Genomic DNA, 20,573 nt, shown 5'->3' with positions numbered 1-20,573 from the left:
CGGCATGGATTCCCCCTTCCTGCCGCGCATGGCCGAGCGTTTCCGCGGCTTCCTTCCCGTGGTGGTGGACGTCGAGACCGGCGGCTTCGACTGCAACCGCCACGCCCTGCTCGAGATCGCCGCGGTGCCGATCGAACTCGACGGCGACGGCTGGTACGTGCTGGGCGAAACCGTCAGCACCCACGTCGAGCCCTTCGCCGGCTCGGAGATCGACCCGCGCTCGCTGGAGATCACCGGCATCCGCCTCGATTCGCCGCTGCGCGGGGCGCTGGAGGAGCGCGCCGCGCTCGACCACATCTTCGCCCCGGTGCGCGCCGCCGCCAAGCGCCACGGCTGCCAGCGCGCGATCCTGGTCGGGCACAACGCCCATTTCGACCTCGGCTTCCTCAACGCCGCGGTCAACCGCGTGGGCCACAAGCGCAACCCGTTCCATCCCTTCAGCACCTTCGACACCGTCACCCTGGCCGGCATGGCCTACGGGCAAACGGTGCTCAGCCGCGCGGTGCAGGCCGCCGGCCTGCCCTGGGACGGCGAGCAGGCCCACTCGGCCGTGTACGACACCGAACGCACGGCGCAGCTGTTCTGCGCGGTGCTCAACCGCTGGCGCCAGTTCGCCGAGAAGGACCTGGAAGCCGCGCACGAGGATTGATCGCCGCACCCCCACCGGGAGTCACGCCATGATCCACGACAGCATCCTCGGCACCGTCGGCGACACGCCGATCGTCCGCATCAACCGCCTCGCCCCCGCCGGCGTCGCGATGTACGCCAAGCTCGAGTACTTCAACCCGATGTCCTCTGTGAAGGACCGGCTGGCGCTGGCCATCATCCTCGACGCCGAACAGCGCGGCGAGCTCAAGCCCGGCCAGATGGTGGTCGAAGCCACCTCCGGCAACACCGGCGTGGCGCTGGCGATGGTGTGCGCGGCGCGCGGCTATCCCTTCGTGGCCTTCATGACCGAGACCTTCTCGATCGAGCGCCGCAAGCTGATGCGGGCCCTGGGCGCCAAGGTGATCCTGACGCCCGCGCCCGAGCGCGGCAGCGGCATGGTCAAGCGCGCGGCGGCCTTCGCGGAAAAGCACGGCGCCTTCCTGGCACGCCAGTTCGAGAACCCGGCCAACCCCGCCTACCACCGCAGCACCACCGGCCCGGAGATCCTGCGCGACTTCGCGGCCAAGCGGCTGGACTGGTTCGTCACCGGCTACGGCACCGGCGGCACGCTCACGGGCGTGGGCGAAGTGATGAAGGCCGCACGGCCCGACCTGAAGATCGCCGTCACCGAGCCGGACGGCGCCGCCCTGCTGAGCGGCAAGGACTGGCAGCCGCACAAGATCCAGGGCTGGACGCCGGATTTCATCCCGGCGGTGCTCAACCGCGACATCTTCGACCTGATCGTGCCGGTGACCGACGTGATGGCCCGCGACACGGCCCGGGCATTGGCGACGCAGGAAGGCATCTTCTGCGGCATCTCCGGCGGCGGCACCTTCGCCGCGGCGCTGGAAGTGGCCAAGACCCTGGAGCCGGGCAGCGTGGTGCTGGCCATGATCCCCGACACCGGCGAACGCTACCTCAGCACCTTCCTCTTCGAGGGCATCAACGAAGGCTCCGACGAAGACTGGGCGGCGGCGCTGTAGGTCAGGACGGATCCTTGGGCTTGCGGAAGCGCGCGACGCGGGACTTGAGGCCGCGCCAGAGGCCGTAGCCGCTGATGGCGATCCAGGCGAGCTGCATGATCGTGGTCGAGATGACGTCGCGGAAATCCGGCGACGGGCCGAAGATCGAGACCAGGATGAACACCGCGCCGAACAGGTTCGCGAGCTGGTAGCCCAGCGCGTCGCCCGCCAGCTTGCCGGCCTGCAGCAGGAAGAAGGACACCAGCACGAAGCCGACGCCGGCCAGGCCCACGAAGTCGTACCACTGCAGGCTCATGCCTTCGCTCCCCGCTGGCGCACCACCTCGAACAGCGCGACGCCGGTGGCGACCGAGACGTTCAGGCTTTCCATTTCACCCGGCATCGGGATCTTCACCAGCCCGTCGCAATGCTCGCGGGTGAGGCGGCGCATGCCCTCGCCTTCGCCGCCCATCACGATGGCGACGTTGCCGGTGAAGTCGATCGCGTGGATGGACTGGGTGGCGGCGCCGTCAAGGCCGTAGATCCACACGCCCAGCTCCTGAAGCGCGCGCAGCGTGCGCGCCAGGTTGGTGACGCTGACCACCGGGATGCGGTCGGCGGCGCCGGCCGAGGTCTTGCGCACGGTGGCGTTGATCGGCGCGGCCTTGTCCTTCGGGATCACCACCGCGGTGACGCCGGCGGCGGCCGCGCTGCGCAGGCAGGCGCCGAGGTTGTGCGGGTCCTGCACGCCGTCGAGCACCAGCACCAGCGCCTTGCCGCCGGCGGCTTCCACCAGGCCCGGCAGCTCTTTCTCGTCGGTCGGCTTGGCCGCCTCGTAGCGGGCGATCACGCCCTGGTGGCGCAGGTTGCCGACGATGCCTTCCAGCGACTGAAGCGGGATGCGCCGCACCGAGACGTCGCGGCGGCGCGCGGTCTCCTCGATCTCGGTCAGCCGCGCGTTTTTCCCGCCCGCTTCGATCAGCACCTCGCGCACGTGCTCGAGGTCGTGCTCGAGCGCCGAGGCCACCGCGTTGATGCCGGCGATCCAGTTGTCCTTCTTGCTCATCAGAACCTCTTGCGCTTCTTCGGCGGGCCGTCCGGCACCACCAGCTTGAAATCAATGCGCTTGTCCTCGACGCTGGCCTTGAGCACCAGCACCCGCACCGGGTCGCCCAGGCGGAACTTCAGGCCCTGGCGCTCGCCCGCCAGCGAACGGCGCAGCGGGTCGAAGTGGTAGAAGTCGTGCGGCAGCTGGGTCACGTGCACCAGGCCGTTGACCTTGGAACCGGCCAGCTCGACGAACAGCCCGAAGTTGGTGACGCCGCTGACCACGCCGTCGAACTCGTCGCCGACGTGCTTCTCCATCCAGGCGCCGCGGTAGCGCTCGTCCACCTCGCGCTCCACCTCGTCGGCGCGCCGCTCCATGGTCGAGCAGTGCAGCGCCAGCGAGGACATCTCGCTGGCCGAGTAGCGGTAGCCGTCCGGGTCGCCTTTCAGCAGCGCGTGCTTGATCGACCGGTGCAGCAGCAGGTCGGGGTAACGGCGGATCGGCGAAGTGAAGTGGCCGTAGGCCTCGAGCGCGAGGCCGAAGTGGCCCAGGTTCTCGGTCTGGTACACGGCCAGGCTCTGCGAGCGCAGCAGCACCGTCTCGAGCAGGGGCGCGTCGGGGCGCTCGCGGATCTTGCGCAGCAGCTGGGTGAAGTCCTTGGGCTTGACCTTGGACCACGGCGGCAGGCTCAGGCCGAACTCGCTCAGGTACTCGAGCAGGTCGGCGTACTTGCCTTCCGGCGGGCGCGGGTGCACGCGGAACGGCGCCGGGATCTGCTTGGCGGTGACGTACTTCGCGGCTTCGACATTCGCCGCGATCATGCATTCCTCGATCAGCTTGTGCGCATCGTTGCGCTCGAGCATGCCGGCCTGGATCACCTCGCCGTTGTTGTCGAGCACGAAGCGCACCTCGCCCGACTCGAACTCGATGGCGCCGCGGCGCGTGCGGGCCTTGGCCAGCACCTTGTACAGCTGGTGCAGGCGCTGCACCTGAGGCATCAGCGAGCCGATCTGGGCGATGGCCTCGGCGCCGGCCTCGGTGTCGGCCTCGCCCACGGCCTTCCACACCTGCGTGTAGGTCAGGCGCGCGTGCGACTTCATCACCGCCTCGTAGAACTCCGAGGAGGTGACGTTGCCTTCGAAGTCCACCTGCATGTCGCAGGCGAAGCACATGCGCTCGACCTTGGGCATCAGCGAGCAGATGCCGTTGGACAGCGTCTCGGGCAGCATCGGCACCACGAAGCCCGGGAAATAGACCGAGGTGGCGCGCTTGATCGCCTCGTCGTCGAGCGCGGTGCCGGGGCGCACGTAGTGGGACACGTCGGCGATGGCGACGATCAGGCGGAAGCCGTCCTTGTTCGGCTCGCACCAGACGGCATCGTCGAAGTCCTTGGCGTCCTCGCCGTCGATGGTGACCAGCGGCACCTTGCGCAGGTCGACGCGGTCGCGGGTTTCCGCGGCGGGCACCTCCACCGGCACCAGCGCGGCCTCGGCCAGGGCTTCGCGCGGGAACACGTGCGGCAGGTCGTGGCCGTGGATCGCGGCCTCGACCACCAGCGAGGGCGTGAGCTTGTCGCCCAGCACCAGCAGGATGCGGCCGATCGGCGGGCGGCCGTTCTCGGGCGGCGCGGTCACTTCCACCACCACGAGCTGGCCTTCGCGCGCCTCGTTGCGTTCTTCCGGCGGAATCAGCACTTCGGTCAGCACGCGGCGGTCGTCCGGCACCACCATGCCGATGCGCGAGCGCTCGGAGTAGCGGCCGGTGAGGCGCGTGAGGCGGTGCTCGAGCACCTCGACGATCGCGCCCTCGCGGCGGCCGCGGCGGTCGATGTTGGTGACGCTGGCCAGCACGCGGTCGCCGTGCAGGGCCTTGCGCATTTCGTTCGGCGGCAGGAACAGGTCCTCGCCGCCGTCGTCGGCCTTCATGAAGCCGAAGCCGTCGGGATTCGCGATCACGGTGCCGGCGATCAGGTCGAGTTTGCGCGCGGCGGCATAACCCCCGCGGCGGTTCATCAGCAGCTGGCCGTCGCGCACCATGGCGTTGAGCCGGCGCGAGAGCGCGTCGAAACGGTCCGGCGCTGTCAGGCCGAGCGCACGGGCCAGGTCCTCGGCGGTGAGCGGGCCGTCGCTGTCGCTGAGGAACTCGGCGATCGCCTCGCGGCTGGTGATGGGCTGCTCGTACTTCTGCGCCTCGCGGGCGGCGAAGGGATCGTGCGCCACGTGCGCGGCGTGCGCGCCGGGGTTGCGGCCACCCGGTCCGCCCGACCGGGCCGGCTTGGGCCCACGGCCGGCGGGCGCGGGGCCGGGCTTGCCCGGGCGCGGCGGCTTGGGACCGGCCTTCTTGCCGGTCTTGCCGGGCTTGCCGGCGGTGGATTTCGCGGCCGGCTTCTTTCCCGGGGCGGACGTGCTTGCGCTTTCAGGCATCCACGGCGGCAGTTTGCCGCCGGTGCCGCGCTTCTTGGCAGGGGGTGTCATGGGCCCCATGGTACACCCGGGCACCTGTACCGGACCGCGCGCTCGCACGGAACAATTGACAAGCCCGGGGCTCGCGATTAACTTATGCGGCTTCCTCGCGGCTTAGCCGGGAAGCACCTGCCCAGGTGGCGGAATTGGTAGACGCACTAGTTTCAGGTACTAGCGGGTAAAACCGTGGAGGTTCGAGTCCTCTCCTGGGCACCAAATCAGAAAGGCCCGCTTCGGCGGGCCTTTTTCTTTGCCCGCCCGCCACGCGCCCTGCCCTACAATCGGGCGGACCCGCCGGGACGGATGTGCCGATGCCCCCTGATTCCAACCGCGTTGAACACGCGCTGTCGCTGGCCGAGGCCGGGCGGCAGGACGAGGCCGAGACCCTGCTGGCCCACCTGGCCGGCCACGATCGCGACCCGATGGCGGCCTGGCACCTGGCCTGGCTGCGGATCGGCCAGGGCGACACCGACGGCGCGCTGGCCGCGCTGGCCGACTTCCCCGACGACGCCCTGTGCAGCGAGCGCGCGCGTGAACTGCTGGTGGGCCAGCGCCGCAACGACGAGGCCCTGGCACTGCTGACGCAGGTGCCGCGGCAGCCGCCCAGCCCCGCGGGCTGGGTGGCCACGGCCATCGAGCACCACGTGCGCGGCGACTACCCTGCTGCCGTGGCCGCCTGCCGCCAGGCCCTGGCCCTGGCGCCGGCGCACGCGCCCGGCCACAACCACCTCGCGCGCGCCCTGCACAACCTGGGCGACACCCCGGCGGCCATCGCCGAATTCGAACGCGCCGTCGCGATCGATCCGCACTACCCCGAGGCCTGGCACAACCTGGGCCACGCCCTGCGCGCGACCAACCAGTTCGAGCGCGCCCGCGAGGCGCTGCGGCGCGCACTGAATATCGCGCCGGGCTACCTGTCGGCGCGCCATGGCCTGGGCGTGACCCTGCTGGCGATGGATCGCCCGGCCGAGGCGCTCGAGGCCTTCGACGACGTGCTGCGCCGCGACCGCGACCACGCGGAGGCCCTGCTGCACTCCGCGCTCAGCCTGCAGGCGCTGGGGATGCCGGCCAAGGCGCGCCAACGTTTCGAACGGGCGGTGGAGGTGGCGCCGGAAAACCCCTGGTCTCACTACTGCCTGGGCCTGCTGCTGCACGAACTGCGCGAGCTGCCCGCCGCGCGCGCGGCGCTGCAACGCTCGCTGAAGCTGCATTCCAACAGCCCCGACGCCTGGGCCGCGCTGGCCGCGGTGGCCGAGGAAGCCGGAGACCCGGCCCTGGCCGCGCTGGCGGTGAACACCGGCCTGACCCTGGCGCCGCACCACGCCGTGCTCAATCTCGAAGCCGCGCGCATCGAGCGCCGCGCCGGCAAGCCGGCCGACGCGCTGCGGCGCCTCACCGGCGTGGAGCCGCGGCGATTGGTCCCGCGCGTGCGCCAGCGCTTCCACTATGAGCGCGGCAAGGCGCTGGACGCGGCCGGCACGGACGCCGGCGCCGAGGCCTTCATTGCCTTCGCCGAGGCCAACGCGCTGGCGTTGCAGGAAGTGCGCGGGCCACGACGCGCGCCGGAGGCGCTGGCCCGGGAGTTCGCCGCGGTCACGCGCTGGGCCGCGGCGGGCGCGGCGGGCACGGAGGCCGGTGACGACGGCGGCGACCTCGGCGCCGACCTCTGCTTCCTGGTCGGCTTCCCGCGTACCGGGCAATTCCTGGTCGAACGCCTGCTGCGCGGGCATCCCGCCCTGGCGCTGGCCAGCGAGGCGGGCACGCTCGAAGGCGTGGTGGGCACGGTGGCCGGACTGCCCGGGGGCTACCCCGAGGCGATCGCGGCGCTCGACAAGGCCGACCGCCAGGTACTGCGCCGCAAGTACCGGCTGGCGCTGGAACGCGCGGGCGCAAAACCCGGGCTGACGATCGTCGACATCGCCTCGTTGCGCGCCACGCACGCCGGCCTGGTCCAGGCACTGTTCCCGCGCGCCAGGCTGCTGCGCACGCTGCGCGACCCACGCGACGTCGTGCTGCGCAATTTCATGGAGCCGCAGGCGACGCCGGCGGCCTTCCCGGCCTTCCAGACGCTTGCCGGCACCGTGGCACTTTACGAGGCGCATGAAGCCGCGTGGCAGGCGCTGGAGCCGCAGCTCCAGCTGCCGCGGCACGATATCCGGCACGAACAGATCGTGGCCGCGCCATCGGAAACGCTGGCAGCGATCTGCGGTTTCCTGGGGCTGGCCGCCGACGCGGACTGGCTGGCCGCCGCGCGCTCCCGGCTCGAAGCCGGCCGGCGCCCGGCCACGACAACCTCCGGAGCGCACTGGCAGCGCTACCGCGAGCCCCTGGCGGCGGTGCTGCCGGCGCTGGCCGCGCACGCGCTCAGGCTGGGCTACCCGGACTGACGGTTTCCGGCCCGCGCCCGCGCCGGGCCTGGGTCAGGGCGCCGCTTCGCGCTGCTTCGCCAGCTCGGTGTCCAGCGCGCGCTCGGCGCCATCCGCATAGGCGCCGCAGGTCATCGGCCGCGCATGGGGCGCGCGCGTGTCCGCCGGGGTCCAGCCGCTGCCGCCCGGGTGCGGCGTCAGCAGCAGGTCGCAGGGCAGCGCCCGCACCACGGCGAAGGTCCGTCGATAATCCTCGATGATGCGCGGGTAACGCGGATTGTCGAGCAGCCGGTAGCCCGGCGCGCTCAGGCTGTCGACATAGGCGATGCGCAGCGGCTTGCCGTCGCGCTGGTCCCGCCAGGTCCAGCTGGTGCTGCCGGGCGTGTGGCCGGGCGTGAAGTGCGCCGTGAACGCCATGCCGCCGAGCGAAACGACTTCGCCATCCATGACGATGCGGTCGACCGCGACGGGCGGGAACACCAGCTCGTCGCCGTAGTGGATGTCGTCGTCGCCGCCGCGCGCCAGCAGCACCGCGGACTCGGCGCTACCGACCATGCGCGCGCCGGTGGCGCGCTTCACTGCCGCCAGCGGGCCGATGTGGTCGATGTGCGCGTGGCTGTGCAGGATCAGCTTGAGGTCGGCCGGCGCGACGCCCAGCGCGCGCATTCGCTGCAGCAGCATGTCCGCCGCCTGCGGCATGCCGCCGTCGATCAGCACCGCGCCTTCCGGCGTCTTGACCAGCACCGCGCTGAGGCCTTCGGTGCCGATGTACCAGCTGTTGTCGGCCAGCGCGAACGGCGGCACCGGCTGCCGCCAGCTGTCGGGGGTCGTGTAGGCCTGCAGCTGCGGCAGCACGTCCTCCGCGGCCACCGCGCCGCTGCAGGCGATCAGGCCGGCGAGCAGGATCGGGCGCATCGCCGCGCTCAGGCGAACGGATCCTGCAGCACGATGGTCGACTCGCGGCCCGGGCCTGTGGAGACGATGGCGAGCGGGCAGCCCGCCAGCTCCTCGAGCGCGCGCAGGTAGGCGCGCGCGGCCGGCGGCAGCTTGTCCCACTCGGTGACGCCGGCGGTGGACTCCTCCCAGCCCGGGAACTCGAGGTACACGGGCGTGCACTCGTCCCAGCCGGCGGCGTCCAGCGGCGCGTACTCGGTGCGCTTGCCGCGGTATTCGTAGGCGATGCAGATCTTGAGCTTGTCCATCCCGTCCAGGATGTCGAGCTTGGTGATGCACAGGCCGGTGATGCCGTTGATGGCGACCGCGCGCTTGAGCGCGACGATGTCCATCCAGCCGCAGCGGCGCGGCCGGCCGGTGGTGGCGCCGTATTCCTGGCCGCGGTCGCGGATGCCCTGGCCGATGGCGTCGTTGAGCTCGGTCGGGAACGGACCGCCGCCGACGCGGGTGGCGTAGGCCTTGGCGATGCCCAGCACGTAGTCGATGGCGTCGGCGCCAACGCCGGTGCCGGCCATCGCGCCGCCCACCGTGGTGTTCGACGAGGTGACGTAGGGATAGGTGCCGTGGTCGATGTCGAGCAGCGAGCCCTGCGCGCCCTCGAACATCACGCGCTTACCCTGCTTGCGCAGCTCGTGCAGGATGCCGGCGACGTCGGCCTTCATCGGATCGACGTAGGCGCCGAAGGCCAGCGCCTCGTCCAGGGTCTTCTGGTAGTCGATGGCGTCCACGCCCAGGTACTTCGTCAGCACGAAGTTGTGGTAGTCCATGGTGGTGCGCAGCTTCTCGGCCAGCTCCTTCGGGTAGGCCAGGTCGGCGACGCGCACGCCGCGGCGGGCCACCTTGTCCTCGTAGGCCGGGCCGATGCCGCGGCCGGTGGTGCCGATGGCGGCGCCGCCGGCGGCCTTCTCGCGGGCCTGATCGAGCGCGATGTGGTACGGCATGATCAGCGGCGTGGCCGGGCTGATCTTCAGGCGCGAACGCACCTCGACGCCGTTGCCCTCGAGCTCGGCGATTTCCTTCTGCAGGGCGGCGGGGCTGAGCACCACGCCGTTGCCAATCAGGCAAAGCGCGTCGGCGCGCAGGATGCCGGACGGGATCAGGTGCAGCACGGTCTTCTTGCCGCCGATCACCAGGGTGTGGCCGGCGTTGTGGCCGCCCTGGAAGCGCACGACCGCGCCGATCTCCTCGGTCAGCAGGTCGACGATCTTGCCCTTGCCCTCGTCGCCCCACTGCGCGCCCAGCACCACCACCGACTGACCCATGACCCTGACTCCAAGAGTGAATTAAGACCCGGGGGCGACGGTCGCCGGGCGCCTTCGCGGGGCCCAGACGTGCAAAAAGCCGGAGGTCGCCCCGGCTTTGCGAAATTATCCTCGGAATGGCGGGCCGGGGCCAGCCCCGCGTGGCGGCCCCGGGGGGCCGCCGGCCCGGTCAGCGCTTGTCGGTGCCGAAGTGGCGCAGGAACTCCGAATCCGGGTCCAGCACCAGCACGGTCTGGCCGTCGGCCATGGACTCGCGGTAGGCCTCGAGGCTGCGGTAGAAGCCGTAGAACTCGGCATCCTGGCCGTAGGCGCGGGCGTAGATCTCGGCCGCCTTGGCATCGCCCTCGCCTCGCAGCTTCTGGGCGTCGCGCTCGGCCTCGGCGATGGTCACCTGGCGCTGGCGGTCGGCCTCGGAGCGGATGGTCTCGCTCTGCTCCACGCCTTCCGCGCGCAGCTGGTTGGCGACCTGGGTGCGCTCGGTGCTCATGCGGCTGTACACGGTGCGCAGGATGTTGCTGTCGTCGGGCAGGTTGATGCGCTTGATGCGCACGTCCACCACCTCGATGCCCAGCGACCGGGCGCCGCGGTTGACGGCCTCCAGGAAGCTGCCCGAGAGTTCGGCGCGGCCGGCCGACACCACTTCCTGCAGCGTGCGCTGGTTGATCTCGTTGCGCAGGGCGTTCTTGACGATGGGCGTCAGGCGCTGGCGGGCCGCGTCCTCGTTGCCGCCGTTGGCGGAACGGTAGTAGGTGGCGACGTCGGCGATCTTCCACTTCACGAAGAAATCGACGCTCACGTCCTTCTTCTCGGAAGTGAGGTAGCGCTCGGGCGCGTCGTCAAGCGAGAGGATGCGCTGGTCGAAGCGGCGCACCTCTTCCACCAGCGGCCACTTGAAGTGCAGGCCGGGCTCGAGGTCGGCGCGGACCACGCGGCCGAGGTTGAGCACGATCGCGGTCTGGGATTCGTTGACCACGAACACCGAGCCCATGGCGGCCAGCAGGGCGCCGATGGCGAGCAGGACGATCAGGGTAGCATTGCGCATCTCAGCGACCTCCCGGACGGCGTTCGGTGCGCGAATCGCGCGAGGGCGTGGCATCGGCCGGCGTGGGCGACGCGGCCTGGGTGGCCGGCAGGCGGACGACCGGGGCTTCCATTGGCACGCCGGCGCGGGCCGGGGTGCCGCCGATCGGCAGGTACAGGATGTTGTCGCTGCCGCCAACGACCTTCTGGTTGCTGGCCATCACCTGCTGCATGGTCTCGAGGTAGAGGCGCTTGCGCGTCACTTCCGGCGCCTGACGGTACTCGGCGGCGAGCAGGCTGAAGCGCTCGGCGTCACCCTCGGCGCGGGCGATGGTGGCCACGCGGTAACCCTCGGCCTCGGTGCGCAGGCGCGCCGCGACGCCTCGGGCTTCCGGCAGCACCTTGCTGGCGTAGGCGCGGGCTTCGTTCTCGATGCGGTTCTTGTCTTCGCGGGCGCTGATGGCGTCGTCGAAGGCTTCCTTCACCTCTTCCGGCGGACGCGCGTCCTGCAGGTTGAAGTTCACGACCGTGAGGCCGGTCTGGTAGAAGTTCAGCGACTCCTGCAGGCGCTCCTGCGAGGCGATCACCAGCGCGGCGCGGTCGAACAACACCGTGTCCATGGTGCTGCGGCCCACGACCTCGCGCACGGCGCTCTCGGCGGCGTCGCGCAGGGTCTGCTCGGGGTCGACCGAGCCGTACAGGAACAGCCGCGGGTCGTCGCGGCGGTACTGGGCGTTGAACTTGATGTCGATCAGGTTCTCGTCCTGGGTCAGCACGCGCACCTGGTCGCTGAGCTCGACCACCTGGGTGGCATCAACGATCGTCACCGACTCGATCGGCCACGGCCACTTGAAGTTCGGGCCCGGGGTCATGATGCGGTTGAACTCGCCGAAGCGCAGCACGACGCCGCGCTGGCGCTCGTCCATCAGCTTGAAGCTGTTGAACACCAGCCAGATGCCGACCAGTCCGACCGCCCAGGGCACGGGATTGAAGCCGCCCGCCGCCGCGCCGCCGCGGCCGGGGCCGCCGCCACCGCCGCCGCCGAACATGCCCTTGAGGCGATTGACGAAGGCTTCGACCTCGTTGCCGGGGTCTTTCCCCTTCCAGGGATCTTGGTTGCCTTTTCCAGGCTGGTTCCAGGCCATGCTTGCTCCGTCGCGCACCACGGGGGTGGTGTGCTTTAGTGGTCTTCGTGATTGTAGGTAGGGGCGCCGGGGGCCACAAGCAAGAGCGCGTGAAGCGGATGGCCGCCGGATTCCTCCGCCAGCCGCTCCGCCGCGGCCAGCGGCAGGTCCAGGTCGAGCACCCAGCCGGACTCGTCGCCCTGCTCGGCCTTCACTGCGCCGAGCGCGTGCAGGCGGGCGCGCAGGCGGCCGTCGGCCGGCCCCAGGCGCAGCTGGCCGGACAGACGGCGGTCGACGAAGCGCCGGGCCAGCAGGTCGCGCAGCAGCGCCAGGCCGTCGCCGGTGCGGGCCGAGAGCCAGATCCGCTCCCGCCCCTCCACTTCCGGGTCGTGGCGCGGCGTCGCGCCCTCGATCCGGTCGATCTTGTTGAACACCAGCACCTGAGGGATGTCGCCGGCGCCGATGTCCTCCAGCACCCGGTCGACCTGGCCGATGCGCTCGTCGCGCAGTTCATCGGCGGCGTCGATCACGTGCAGCAGCAGGTCGGCGTCGCGGGCCTCGGCCAAGGTCGATCGAAACGCGGCCACTAGCTCGTGGGGAAGGTCGCGAACGAAGCCGACGGTGTCGGACAGCACGAGCGGGGCCACCCCCTCCACGCGCCGCACCGTGGGGTCCAGCGTCGCGAAGAGGCGGTCGTCGGCATAGACACCGGATCCGGTCAGCGCATTGAACAGCGTGGACTTGCCGGCATTGGTGTAACCCACCAGGGCCACGCGCGGCACTTCGTTGCGCAGGCGCGCGCGCCGCATCTGGGTGCGCTGCACCTCGACCTTGTCCAGGCGCGCCTGCAGAGACTCGAGCCGCTTCTGCAGCATGCGCTTGTCGAGCTCAAGCTGGGTTTCGCCGGGGCCGCGCAGGCCGATGGCGCCGCCGCGCTGGCGCTCGAGGTGGGTCCAGCCACGCACCAGGCGCGTGGCCCAGTGCTTGAGCTGGGCCAGTTCGACCTGCAGCTTGCCTTCGTGGGTCGCGGCGCGCTGGGCGAAGATGTCCAGGATCAGGCCGGTGCGGTCGACGACGCGCCGTTTGAGCGCCTTCTCGAGATTGCGCTCCTGCCCGGGCGTGAGCAGGTGGTTCACCAGCACCAGGTCGGCGCCGGTCGCCTCGCAGGCCGACTGCGCCTCTTCGAGCTTGCCGGTGCCGATGTAGTAGGCGGCGTTGGGTTTCTCGACGCGCGCCATGAGCGTGCCGACCACGGTGGCGCCGGCCGACCGGGCCAGCTCCGAGAATTCCTCGAGCAGGGCGGGATCCTGCTGGCCCGGCGCGTAAGGCTGGATCAGCAGGGCTCGTTCGCCCTTGCGGGCGCGCTCAAACATCAGGCGTCACGCGGGGTGCCGGGGCGGTCAATCGTCCTGGCCCGCCTCGTCGTCGTCGCTGCCGGCCACGGCGCCGCCGCCCGGGCCCACGCGCACGTTGCGCGCCGGCACCACGGTGGAGATCGCATGCTTGTAGACCATCTGGCTGACGGTGTTGCGCAGGAGCACGACGAACTGGTCGAAGCTCTCGATGGTGCCCTGGAGCTTGATGCCGTTGACGAGGTAGATGGACACGGGGATGCGCTCGCGGCGCAGGGCATTCAGGAAAGGATCCTGCAGGGATTGGCCTTTGGACATACGGACTCCGTTTTCTTGTTGTGGCGCGCCAGCTGGCGCGATTTGCGGCCAAAAGGGTCCGTGGCCGCGAATGCCGGGATTCTACCAGCAGTGAACGTCAGCGCCGGGCGATGAAGGCCGCGAGCGCCTGCTCCAGTTCAGCCTGGTCGCGGCCCGGGTCGAGCCAGCGCGCGTCGGGCTGGCCGCGCAGCCAGGTGAGCTGGCGCTTGGCCAACTGGCGGGTCGCCGCGATGGCCTCGTCGCGGAAGCCCGCGGCATCGGTGAGGCCGTCGAGGTGGCGCCAGGCCTGGCGGTAGCCCACGGCGCGCATGGACGGCAGGTCGGGATGCAGGCGCGGATCCGCCTTGAGGCTGCGCACTTCGTCGAGGAAGCCGGCGGCGAGCATCAGGTCGAAGCGGCGGGTGATGCGTTCGTGCAGCACCGCGCGGTCGGCCGGGGCCAGCACCAGCTTCAGCACGCGGAAGGGGAAGCGACGGGGCGCGTGCTCGGCCTGCCAGGCGCTGATCGGCCGGCCGGTCAGGCGGAACACCTCCAGCGCGCGGGTGATGCGCTGCGCGTCCTGCGGCTGGATGCGGCGACCGGCGGCGGGATCGGCCGCGGCCATCTCGGCATGCAGCGCCGGCCAGCCGCGCTCGGCGGCCTCGTCGGCAATGGCCGCGCGCCGGGCCGGGTCGGCGGTGGGCAGGTCGGAGAGGCCCTCGAGCAGCGCGCTGAAGTAAAGCCCGGTGCCACCGACCAGCAGCGGCACGCGGCCGCGCGCGGCCAGGGCCTGCATCGGCGGCAGCGCCTCGCGGGCGAAGTCGGCGGCCGAGAAAATCTCGTGCGGATCGCGCACGTCCACCAGGTGGTGGCGGACCCGGGCTAGCTCGCCGGCCGTGGGCTTGGCCGCGCCGATGTCCAGCCCGCGATAGACCAGGGCCGAATCCACGCTCACCACCTCGGTGTCCAGCCGCGCGGCCCAGTCCAGCGCCAGCGCGGTCTTGCCCGAGGCGGTCGGGCCCATCAGGGCGATGGCAAGCGGGCGGGTGTCGTGCAAGCGCGGCGGTTCCGTCGGCGGGGACGGCAAGCTTAGCCTGCCCGGTGCGCGCCGGCCGCCGCTGGCCTATGCTGGGCGCAGACTCCCGGGAGCGACCATGTCACGCACCAAGGCCCTCGCCTTCCTGCTCGTGTTCCTGGTGCCGGCGCTGATGCCGGCGGCGGCCTGGCTGGGCGTGGCCAGCGGCCGGCCCGACCTGATGGCTTGGTTCCCGCTCTTCTTCCTGTTCGTGTTGCTGCCCGCGGCCGACTACGCGCTGGGCCACGACCCGGTGAACGTGCCGGCCGAACGCGAGCGCGAACTGGCGCTGCGGCCCTGGTTCAAGGCGCTGACCCTGGCCTGCCTGCCGGTGCAGCTGGCGCTGCTGGCCTGGTCGGCGCACTGGTTCGCGAACGCGGGCTTCGGGCCGGCCGGCGTGGCCGGCTGGCTGCTGTCCCAGGGCATCGTCGGCGGCATCCTGGCCATCAACACCGCGCACGAGCTGGTGCACAAGGACGGCTGGCTCGAGCCCTTCGTCGGCGGCGTGCTGCTGGCCAGCGTCGGCTACCACGGCTTCAAGATCGAGCACCTGCGCGGGCACCACGTGCACGTGTCCACGCCCGAGGATGCGTCCAGCGCGCGCTTCGGGCAGTCGCTGTGGCATTTCCTGCCGCGGGCGATGTGGCGCAACACGCTCAACGCGTGGCGGCTGGAGGCGCGGCGACTGCGCGGCCTGGGGCTGCCGGCGCTGCACTGGCGCAACGAGATGATCGGCTGGAGCGTGCTGTGGCTGGGCTTCGCCGCGGCGTTCGCGCTGTGGCTGGGGCCGGTGGGGCTGGCCTTCTTCCTGCTTCAGGGGCTGTTCGCGGCCGGGTCGCTGGAAATCATCAACTACATCGAGCATTACGGGCTCGAGCGCCAGCGCGGCGCCGACGGGCGCTACGAACGCACCACCCACCTGCACAGCTGGAACTCCGACTACGCGCTGTCGAACCTGCTGCTGTTCCAGCTGCAGCGCCACTCCGACCACCATGCCTTCCCCAAGCGCCGCTACGCCATCCTGCGCCACCATCCCGACAGCCCGCAGCTGCCGGGGGGCTATTCGTCGATGTTCGTGCTGGCCCTGGTGCCGCCGCTGTGGCACCGCGTCATCGATCCGCGGGTGCAGGCCTTCCGCCGGGCCGCCGCCGGCTGAGGCCGGCGATGTCCACACTGCCTGTGGACAAGTGTGGGAGAAGTCCTGTGGACGGATTCACGCGAGGCCCGCGGGGCGCGGGTGTCAACCGGGTTGGTCAAATCATGACCAGCGTGTGACTAGTCTTCGTCCGGCCAGCGGATCGTGGCCTTGGCGGCCGCCGGTTTCGGGGCCGGATGCGCGGCCACCGCCGACCAGACCTTGACGGCATCGACGGTGGCGGCGACGTCGTGCACGCGCAGGATGCGCGCACCGTACTCCGCCGCCAGCACCGCCGCGGCCACCGAGGCGTGCAGGCGCTCGCCCAGCTCGCGGCCGGTCACTTCGCCCAGGCTGCGCTTGCGCGACAGGCCGGCCAGCAGCGGCAGGCCCAGGTCGAGCAGGCGGGCCTGCTGGCGCAGCAGCAGGAAGTTGTGGTCGGTGGTCTTGCCGAAGCCGTAGCCCGGGTCGAGCACGATCCGCGACTTCGGGATGCCGGCCATCTCGCAGGCGAAGATGCGCTCGGCCAGGAAACGGTGCACCTCGCCGACCACGTCGTCGTAATGCGGCGCGGCCTGCATGCCGCCGGGCTCGCCCTGCATGTGCATCAGCACCACCGGCACGCCCAGCGCGGCGGCGGCGTCGAGCGCGCCCTCGCGGCGCAGCGCGTACACGTCGTTGATGAGACCGGCGCCGGCCGCGACCGCGGCGCGCATCACCTCGGGCTTGGAGGTGTCCACCGAGACCGGCAGCGCCGTCTCGCGGGCCAGGCGCTCGATGACGGGAATGACGCGGCGAAGCTCGTCCTCGAGCGACACCGGCGTGGCGCCGGGGCGGGTGGATTCGCCGCCAACGTCGAGCAGGTCGGCGCCCTCTTGCGCCAGCTTCAGGCCGTGCGCGACCGCGGCCTCGACGTCGGCGTGCTGGCCGCCGTCGGAGAACGAATCGGGCGTGACGTTGACGATGCCCATGACCCGCGGGCGGTCGAGCTTGAGCAGGCGGCCGGCGCAATCAAGCTGCGGCGTCAGGTCAAACATGATCTATCAGGTCTGGGGCATCGGGCCGCCGAGCGGGCCGGCGGCATTACCCGGACCCGGGTCGTCCTTGGAGATGCGGCCGGACTTGGCCCAGTCGGCCGGCGGACCCGGGCGACGGCCTTCCATGATCGCGTCGATCTGCACGGCGTCGATCGTCTCGTAGGTCAGCAGCGCCTCGGCCATGAGGTGCAGCTTGTCCATGTTCTCGGTCAGGATCGTCTTGGTGCGCGCGTAGGCCCGGTCGAGGATGCTGCGCACCACTTCGTCGATCTTGCGCGCCGTGTCGTCCGACACCGACTTGTGCTGGGTGACCGAACGGCCCAGGAACACCTCGTCCTCCTCGTCCCCGTAGGCGATCGGGCCGAGCTCGTCCGACAGGCCCCACTTGGTGGCCATGTTGCGGGCCATCTTGGTGGCGCGCTCGATGTCGTTGCTGGCGCCGGTGGTGACCTTGTCGGCACCGAAGATCAGTTCCTCGGCGACGCGGCCGCCGTACAGCGAGCTCAGCATCGACTCGATGTGGGTGCGGTTGTAGCTGTACTTGTCGCCTTCCGGCAGGTACATGGTGACGCCCAGCGCGCGGCCGCGGGGAATGATCGTGACCTTGTACACCGGGTCGTGGTCGGGCACGACGCGGCCGACGATGGCGTGGCCGGCCTCGTGGTAGGCGGTGAGCTTCTTCTCGTCCTCGCTCATGATCATCGAGCGGCGCTCGGTGCCCATCAGGATCTTGTCGCGGGCGCGGTCGAAGTGCTCCATGCGCACGGACTTGGCGTTCTCGCGGGCGGCGAACAGCGCGGCCTCGTTGACCAGGTTGGCCAGGTCGGCGCCGGAGAAACCGGGGGTACCGCGGGCAATGGTCATCGCCTCGACGTCGGCGTCCAGCGGCACCTTGCGCATGTGCACCTTCAGGATCTGCTCGCGGCCGCGCACGTCCGGCAGGCCGACGGTGACCTGGCGGTCGAAGCGGCCCGGGCGCAGCAGCGCCGGGTCGAGCACGTCCGGGCGGTTGGTGGCGGCGATGATGATCACGCCCTCCCCGCCCTCGAAGCCGTCCATCTCGACCAGCAGCTGGTTCAGGGTCTGCTCGCGTTCGTCGTGGCCACCGCCCAGGCCGGCGCCGCGGTGGCGGCCGACGGCGTCGATCTCATCGATGAAGATGATGCAGGGCGCGTGCTTCTTGGCGGTCTCGAACATGTCGCGCACGCGGCTGGCGCCGACGCCGACGAACATCTCGACGAAATCGGAGCCCGAGATCGAGAAGAACGGCACCTTGGCCTCGCCGGCGATGGCGCGGGCCAGCAGGGTCTTGCCGGTGCCCGGCGGGCCCACCATCAGCACGCCGCGCGGGATCTTGCCGCCCAGCTTCTGGAAGCGGCCCGGGTCGCGCAGGAATTCGACCAGCTCGCCGACTTCTTCCTTGGCCTCGTCGCAGCCGGCGACGTCGGCCAGGGTGACCTTGACCTCGTTCTCGCCCTGCATCTTGGCGCGCGACTTGCCGAAGCTCATGGCGCCCTTGCCGCCGCCCTGCTGCATCTGGCGCATGAAGTAGATCCAGACGCCGATCAGCAGCAGGATCGGCAGGAAGCTGGTGACCAGGCTCCAGAACAGCGAGCGCTCGGTCGGCTTCTCCTGGATGGTGACCACGTCGTTCTCGAACAGCGTGTCCACCAGCAGCGGGTCGCGCGGGTTGGCGGTGGTGAACTTGCTGCCGTCCTTGCGCTCGCCGACGATGCCGATGTTGTTGGCGTCGATGTTGACCTTGGCCACGCGGTCGGCCTTCACCTCGTCGATGAACTGGTTGTAGGTCAGTTCGCTCGACGGGGCGTTCACGGGCGCGGACATGCTCTGGAACACCGCCATCAGGACGACGGCGACGATCAACCAGAGCAGGAGGTTCTTGGCCAGGTCATTCATTTGCTGCTTCCTCGGCGCTTGCCCAATGCCAGCGCATAGACTTCGTTCGATCGGCGGCGGGAGGCCGCCGGCTTGCGGATCACCAGCTTGTCGTAGCGGGTCCTGAGATCCTTGACGTAGGCATCGAAGCCTTCGCCCTGGAACAGCTTGATCAGGAAGTTGCCGCCCACCTTCAAGTGGCTTTCCGCGAAATCACGGGCCAGTTCGGACAAGTACATCGCCCGGGCCTGGTCCACGGTATCCACACCCGTCATGTTGGGGGCCATGTCGGAAAGGACAAGGTCCACCGGCTTGCCGCCGAGCAGGGATTCCAGCTGGGACAATGGCCCGTCCTCTCTGAAATCGCCGTGAATGAACTCGACCCCGGCGATCGGGGGCATGTCGAGGATGTCGAGCGCGATCACCCGGCCCTTGTCGCCGAGGTCGCGGCGCACCACCTGGGACCAGCCGCCGGGGGCGGCGCCGAGGTCCACCACCACCATGCCGGGCTTGAGCAGTCGGTCGCGCTCGATCAGCTCCTCGAGCTTGTAGGCCGCCCGCGAACGCATGCCCTCCGCCTGGGCCTTCTTCACGAAGGGGTCGGCGAAGTGTTCCTGGAGCCAGCGTGGGCTGCTTTTGCTGCGTGCCATGGGTCGGCCGGGCGGCCCTTGGGGAGTAGGAAGTGGCCGCCATGATACCCTACGCCCCCTTTCGAACCCGTCCGGAATGTCATGGCCGCCGCCCTCAGCAACCCCCAGAAGCGTTACCTGCGCGGCCTGGCCCACGACCTCAAGCCGGTGATCCTGGTCGGCGCCAAGGGCATCACCGACAACTTGGTCGCCGAGACCGGCCTGGCCATCGAGCGGCACGAGCTGATCAAGGTGCACGTGGCCGCGGGCGACCGCGAGCTGCGCGACGAGTGGATCGCCGAACTTTGCACCCGCGCCGACGCGGCCCTGGTCGCGCGCATCGGCAACATGGCCGTGCTGTATCGCCGCAGCCAGGACAACCCGCTGATCGTCCTGCCCAAGGCCTGAGCCCGCCGCCCACGTGCAGCTTTCCCAGGAAAATCCCGATTTCATCTACGTCCTGCGCGGCATCAGCCCCGCCGGCGTGCTGGTGAACCAGGAAACCCTTGGCACCAGCTTCGTGCTGACCCCGAACCAGCTGGTCCAGGACTGGCGCCCCGCGTCCGTGGACGAGCTGCAGCCGCAGGACATGGACGCGGTACTGGCGCTGCAGCCGGCGCTGGTGCTGCTGGGCACCGGTCCCCGCCAGCGCTTCCCCGCGCCTGCCGTCATGGCCGCCCTGCTCACCCGCGGCATCGGCATCGAGGTGATGGACAGCGCCGCCGCCGCCCGCACCTTCAACGTCCTGGCCACCGAAGGCCGCAAGGTCGTCGCCGCCTTCCTCGTCCCCGGCTAAGCGGGTCAGAGCGGCGGCAGGACGGTGAGCGGGTCGACGGGCTTGCCGTTGCGGCGGATCTCGAAGTGGAGCATGTCGCGGCTGGTGCCGCTGCGGCCGAGTTCGGCAATCTGCTGGCCGGCGGTGACCGCGGTGCCCTCGCCCACCAGGCGCTGGCGGTTGTGCGCGTAGGCCGAGAGCCATTCGTCGCTGTGCTTGACGATGATCAGCTCGCCGTAGCCGACCAGGCCCGCGCCGGAATACACCACCACGCCATCGGCGGCGGCCAGCACCGGCTGGCCGGCGGTGCCGGCGATGTCAATGCCCTGGCGCTTCGGGTCGCCCGCGGCGAAGCGGCCGATCAGCTGGCCCCGCGTGGGCCAGCGCCAGCCGGCGGCGCTGACCGTGGCCGGCACGACCGGCGCGGATGGCACGACCACGGGCGTGCCTTGCACCGTGCCGGCAGCGGCAGGCGAGGAGGAAGCTGCGGGCCGCGCGGGAGGCGCGGTCGCGACCGGGGCGCCGGACGGCA

19 protein-coding genes, 1 tRNA gene and 1 pseudogene are annotated in these 20,573 nt (G+C 70.7%); 7 read left to right on the top strand and 14 right to left on the bottom strand.

The window, feature by feature from the left end:
* Window positions 1-4: 4 nt before the first annotated feature.
* Both rnt and cysK read left to right on the top strand, forming a co-directional pair.
* The gene (gene rnt / locus Q0C12_RS06885; protein ID WP_290888059.1) at window positions 5-649 is read left to right on the top strand and encodes a ribonuclease T; all 645 of its coding nucleotides are present in this window, start codon (window positions 5-7) and stop codon (window positions 647-649) included.
* Between the two features lie 28 nt (window positions 650-677).
* A complete protein-coding gene (gene cysK / locus Q0C12_RS06880; RefSeq protein ID WP_290888056.1) occupies window positions 678-1,631 on the top strand; it encodes a cysteine synthase A in 954 nt (317 codons plus the stop codon).
* Window position 1,632: 1 nt separating this feature from the next.
* Here cysK and Q0C12_RS06875 read toward each other — a convergent pair whose 3' ends face one another.
* From Q0C12_RS06875 to rnr, 3 genes are read right to left on the bottom strand one after another with little or no spacing between them, the layout of a single operon-like run.
* The gene (locus tag Q0C12_RS06875) at window positions 1,633-1,926 is read right to left on the bottom strand and encodes a hypothetical protein (RefSeq protein ID WP_290888053.1); all 294 of its coding nucleotides are present in this window, start codon (window positions 1,924-1,926) and stop codon (window positions 1,633-1,635) included.
* Window positions 1,923-2,675: a 23S rRNA (guanosine(2251)-2'-O)-methyltransferase RlmB gene (gene rlmB, locus Q0C12_RS06870; protein WP_034215157.1), complete on the bottom strand. Its 753-nt coding sequence runs from the start codon at window positions 2,673-2,675 to the stop codon at window positions 1,923-1,925. The genes Q0C12_RS06875 and rlmB overlap by 4 nt, the downstream gene beginning before the upstream one ends.
* Window positions 2,675-5,080, bottom strand: coding sequence for a ribonuclease R (gene rnr, locus Q0C12_RS06865; protein WP_290888123.1), 2,406 nt, complete (start codon window positions 5,078-5,080; stop codon window positions 2,675-2,677). The genes rlmB and rnr overlap by 1 nt, the downstream gene beginning before the upstream one ends.
* A gap of 170 nt (window positions 5,081-5,250) precedes the next feature.
* On the opposite strand from rnr, the gene Q0C12_RS06860 reads away from it, so the two are divergent.
* Window positions 5,251-5,335 (top strand) — tRNA-Leu (locus Q0C12_RS06860).
* A 95-nt stretch (window positions 5,336-5,430) separates the two neighbouring features.
* Window positions 5,431-7,506, top strand: coding sequence for a tetratricopeptide repeat-containing sulfotransferase family protein (locus tag Q0C12_RS06855; protein WP_290888048.1), 2,076 nt, complete (start codon window positions 5,431-5,433; stop codon window positions 7,504-7,506).
* Window positions 7,507-7,539: 33 nt separating this feature from the next.
* Here the strand turns inward: Q0C12_RS06855 and bla are convergent, their stop codons facing one another.
* The 7 genes from bla to miaA all read right to left on the bottom strand — a co-directional run bounded on the left by bla (window position 7,540) and on the right by miaA (window position 14,518).
* Complete coding sequence (gene bla / locus Q0C12_RS06850; protein ID WP_290888045.1) at window positions 7,540-8,400, bottom strand: subclass B3 metallo-beta-lactamase; 861 nt, start codon at window positions 8,398-8,400, stop codon at window positions 7,540-7,542.
* Window positions 8,401-8,408: 8 nt separating this feature from the next.
* Window positions 8,409-9,701 (bottom strand): adenylosuccinate synthase, encoded by a 1,293-nt coding sequence (locus tag Q0C12_RS06845; protein ID WP_290888042.1) that lies wholly within the window; start codon window positions 9,699-9,701, stop codon window positions 8,409-8,411.
* Window positions 9,702-9,870: 169 nt separating this feature from the next.
* Complete coding sequence (gene hflC / locus Q0C12_RS06840) at window positions 9,871-10,743, bottom strand: protease modulator HflC (protein ID WP_290888039.1); 873 nt, start codon at window positions 10,741-10,743, stop codon at window positions 9,871-9,873.
* 1 nt (window position 10,744) lies between these two features.
* A complete protein-coding gene (gene hflK / locus Q0C12_RS06835) occupies window positions 10,745-11,866 on the bottom strand; it encodes an FtsH protease activity modulator HflK (protein WP_290888034.1) in 1,122 nt (373 codons plus the stop codon).
* A gap of 35 nt (window positions 11,867-11,901) precedes the next feature.
* Complete coding sequence (hflX, locus tag Q0C12_RS06830) at window positions 11,902-13,218, bottom strand: ribosome rescue GTPase HflX (protein ID WP_290888032.1); 1,317 nt, start codon at window positions 13,216-13,218, stop codon at window positions 11,902-11,904.
* Window positions 13,219-13,245: 27 nt separating this feature from the next.
* The gene (gene hfq / locus Q0C12_RS06825; RefSeq protein WP_290888030.1) at window positions 13,246-13,515 is read right to left on the bottom strand and encodes an RNA chaperone Hfq; all 270 of its coding nucleotides are present in this window, start codon (window positions 13,513-13,515) and stop codon (window positions 13,246-13,248) included.
* 97 nt (window positions 13,516-13,612) lie between these two features.
* Entirely contained in the window at window positions 13,613-14,518 is a 906-nt protein-coding gene (miaA, locus tag Q0C12_RS06820; RefSeq protein ID WP_290888120.1) for a tRNA (adenosine(37)-N6)-dimethylallyltransferase MiaA, read from the bottom strand.
* Between the two features lie 130 nt (window positions 14,519-14,648).
* On the opposite strand from miaA, the gene Q0C12_RS06815 reads away from it, so the two are divergent.
* Entirely contained in the window at window positions 14,649-15,725 is a 1,077-nt protein-coding gene (locus tag Q0C12_RS06815; protein WP_290888027.1) for an alkane 1-monooxygenase, read from the top strand.
* A 119-nt stretch (window positions 15,726-15,844) separates the two neighbouring features.
* Here the strand turns inward: Q0C12_RS06815 and folP are convergent, their stop codons facing one another.
* The 3 genes and pseudogenes from folP to rlmE all read right to left on the bottom strand — a co-directional run bounded on the left by folP (window position 15,845) and on the right by rlmE (window position 19,287).
* Complete coding sequence (gene folP / locus Q0C12_RS06810) at window positions 15,845-16,741, bottom strand: dihydropteroate synthase (protein WP_290888024.1); 897 nt, start codon at window positions 16,739-16,741, stop codon at window positions 15,845-15,847.
* Window positions 16,742-16,795: 54 nt separating this feature from the next.
* Window positions 16,796-18,658: pseudogene (ftsH, locus tag Q0C12_RS06805) on the bottom strand (ATP-dependent zinc metalloprotease FtsH); the annotation flags it as partial.
* Window positions 18,655-19,287, bottom strand: a complete 633-nt coding sequence (rlmE, locus tag Q0C12_RS06800; protein WP_290888021.1) for a 23S rRNA (uridine(2552)-2'-O)-methyltransferase RlmE — start codon at window positions 19,285-19,287, stop codon at window positions 18,655-18,657. The gene rlmE and the pseudogene ftsH, both read right to left, overlap by 4 nt.
* An 81-nt stretch (window positions 19,288-19,368) precedes the next feature.
* Here rlmE and yhbY point away from each other — a divergent pair, with 81 nt between their 5' ends.
* Both yhbY and Q0C12_RS06790 read left to right on the top strand, forming a co-directional pair.
* A complete protein-coding gene (gene yhbY, locus Q0C12_RS06795; protein ID WP_290888019.1) occupies window positions 19,369-19,674 on the top strand; it encodes a ribosome assembly RNA-binding protein YhbY in 306 nt (101 codons plus the stop codon).
* 13 nt (window positions 19,675-19,687) lie between these two features.
* Window positions 19,688-20,062 carry an Mth938-like domain-containing protein gene (locus Q0C12_RS06790; protein ID WP_290888016.1) on the top strand — a complete coding sequence of 125 codons (375 nt, stop codon included), beginning with the start codon at window positions 19,688-19,690 and terminating at the stop codon, window positions 20,060-20,062.
* Window positions 20,063-20,067: 5 nt separating this feature from the next.
* On the opposite strand, the gene Q0C12_RS06785 is transcribed toward Q0C12_RS06790, so the two are convergent.
* Window positions 20,068-20,573 (bottom strand): peptidoglycan DD-metalloendopeptidase family protein (locus tag Q0C12_RS06785; protein ID WP_290888012.1); only part of this gene is annotated, 506 nt, incomplete at its 5' end.

The sequence above is a fragment of the Arenimonas sp. genome, from assembly GCF_022842045.1.
Taxonomy (GTDB): domain Bacteria; phylum Pseudomonadota; class Gammaproteobacteria; order Xanthomonadales; family Xanthomonadaceae; genus Arenimonas.
This window is presented reverse-complemented; position numbering and strand designations above follow the sequence as displayed.

Coding starts and splice junctions, on each gene's coding strand:
- rnt (WP_290888059.1), top strand. CDS start 5: ATGGATTCCCCCTTCCTGCCGCGCATGGCCGAGCGTTTCCGCGGCTTC.
- cysK (WP_290888056.1), top strand. CDS start 678: ATGATCCACGACAGCATCCTCGGCACCGTCGGCGACACGCCGATCGTC.
- Q0C12_RS06875 (WP_290888053.1), bottom strand. CDS start 1,926: ATGAGCCTGCAGTGGTACGACTTCGTGGGCCTGGCCGGCGTCGGCTTC.
- rlmB (WP_034215157.1), bottom strand. CDS start 2,675: ATGAGCAAGAAGGACAACTGGATCGCCGGCATCAACGCGGTGGCCTCG.
- rnr (WP_290888123.1), bottom strand. CDS start 5,080: ATGCCTGAAAGCGCAAGCACGTCCGCCCCGGGAAAGAAGCCGGCCGCG.
- Q0C12_RS06855 (WP_290888048.1), top strand. CDS start 5,431: ATGCCCCCTGATTCCAACCGCGTTGAACACGCGCTGTCGCTGGCCGAG.
- bla (WP_290888045.1), bottom strand. CDS start 8,400: ATGCGCCCGATCCTGCTCGCCGGCCTGATCGCCTGCAGCGGCGCGGTG.
- Q0C12_RS06845 (WP_290888042.1), bottom strand. CDS start 9,701: ATGGGTCAGTCGGTGGTGGTGCTGGGCGCGCAGTGGGGCGACGAGGGC.
- hflC (WP_290888039.1), bottom strand. CDS start 10,743: ATGCGCAATGCTACCCTGATCGTCCTGCTCGCCATCGGCGCCCTGCTG.
- hflK (WP_290888034.1), bottom strand. CDS start 11,866: ATGGCCTGGAACCAGCCTGGAAAAGGCAACCAAGATCCCTGGAAGGGG.
- hflX (WP_290888032.1), bottom strand. CDS start 13,218: ATGTTTGAGCGCGCCCGCAAGGGCGAACGAGCCCTGCTGATCCAGCCT.
- hfq (WP_290888030.1), bottom strand. CDS start 13,515: ATGTCCAAAGGCCAATCCCTGCAGGATCCTTTCCTGAATGCCCTGCGC.
- miaA (WP_290888120.1), bottom strand. CDS start 14,518: ATGGGCCCGACCGCCTCGGGCAAGACCGCGCTGGCGCTGGACTGGGCC.
- Q0C12_RS06815 (WP_290888027.1), top strand. CDS start 14,649: ATGTCACGCACCAAGGCCCTCGCCTTCCTGCTCGTGTTCCTGGTGCCG.
- folP (WP_290888024.1), bottom strand. CDS start 16,741: ATGTTTGACCTGACGCCGCAGCTTGATTGCGCCGGCCGCCTGCTCAAG.
- rlmE (WP_290888021.1), bottom strand. CDS start 19,287: ATGGCACGCAGCAAAAGCAGCCCACGCTGGCTCCAGGAACACTTCGCC.
- yhbY (WP_290888019.1), top strand. CDS start 19,369: ATGGCCGCCGCCCTCAGCAACCCCCAGAAGCGTTACCTGCGCGGCCTG.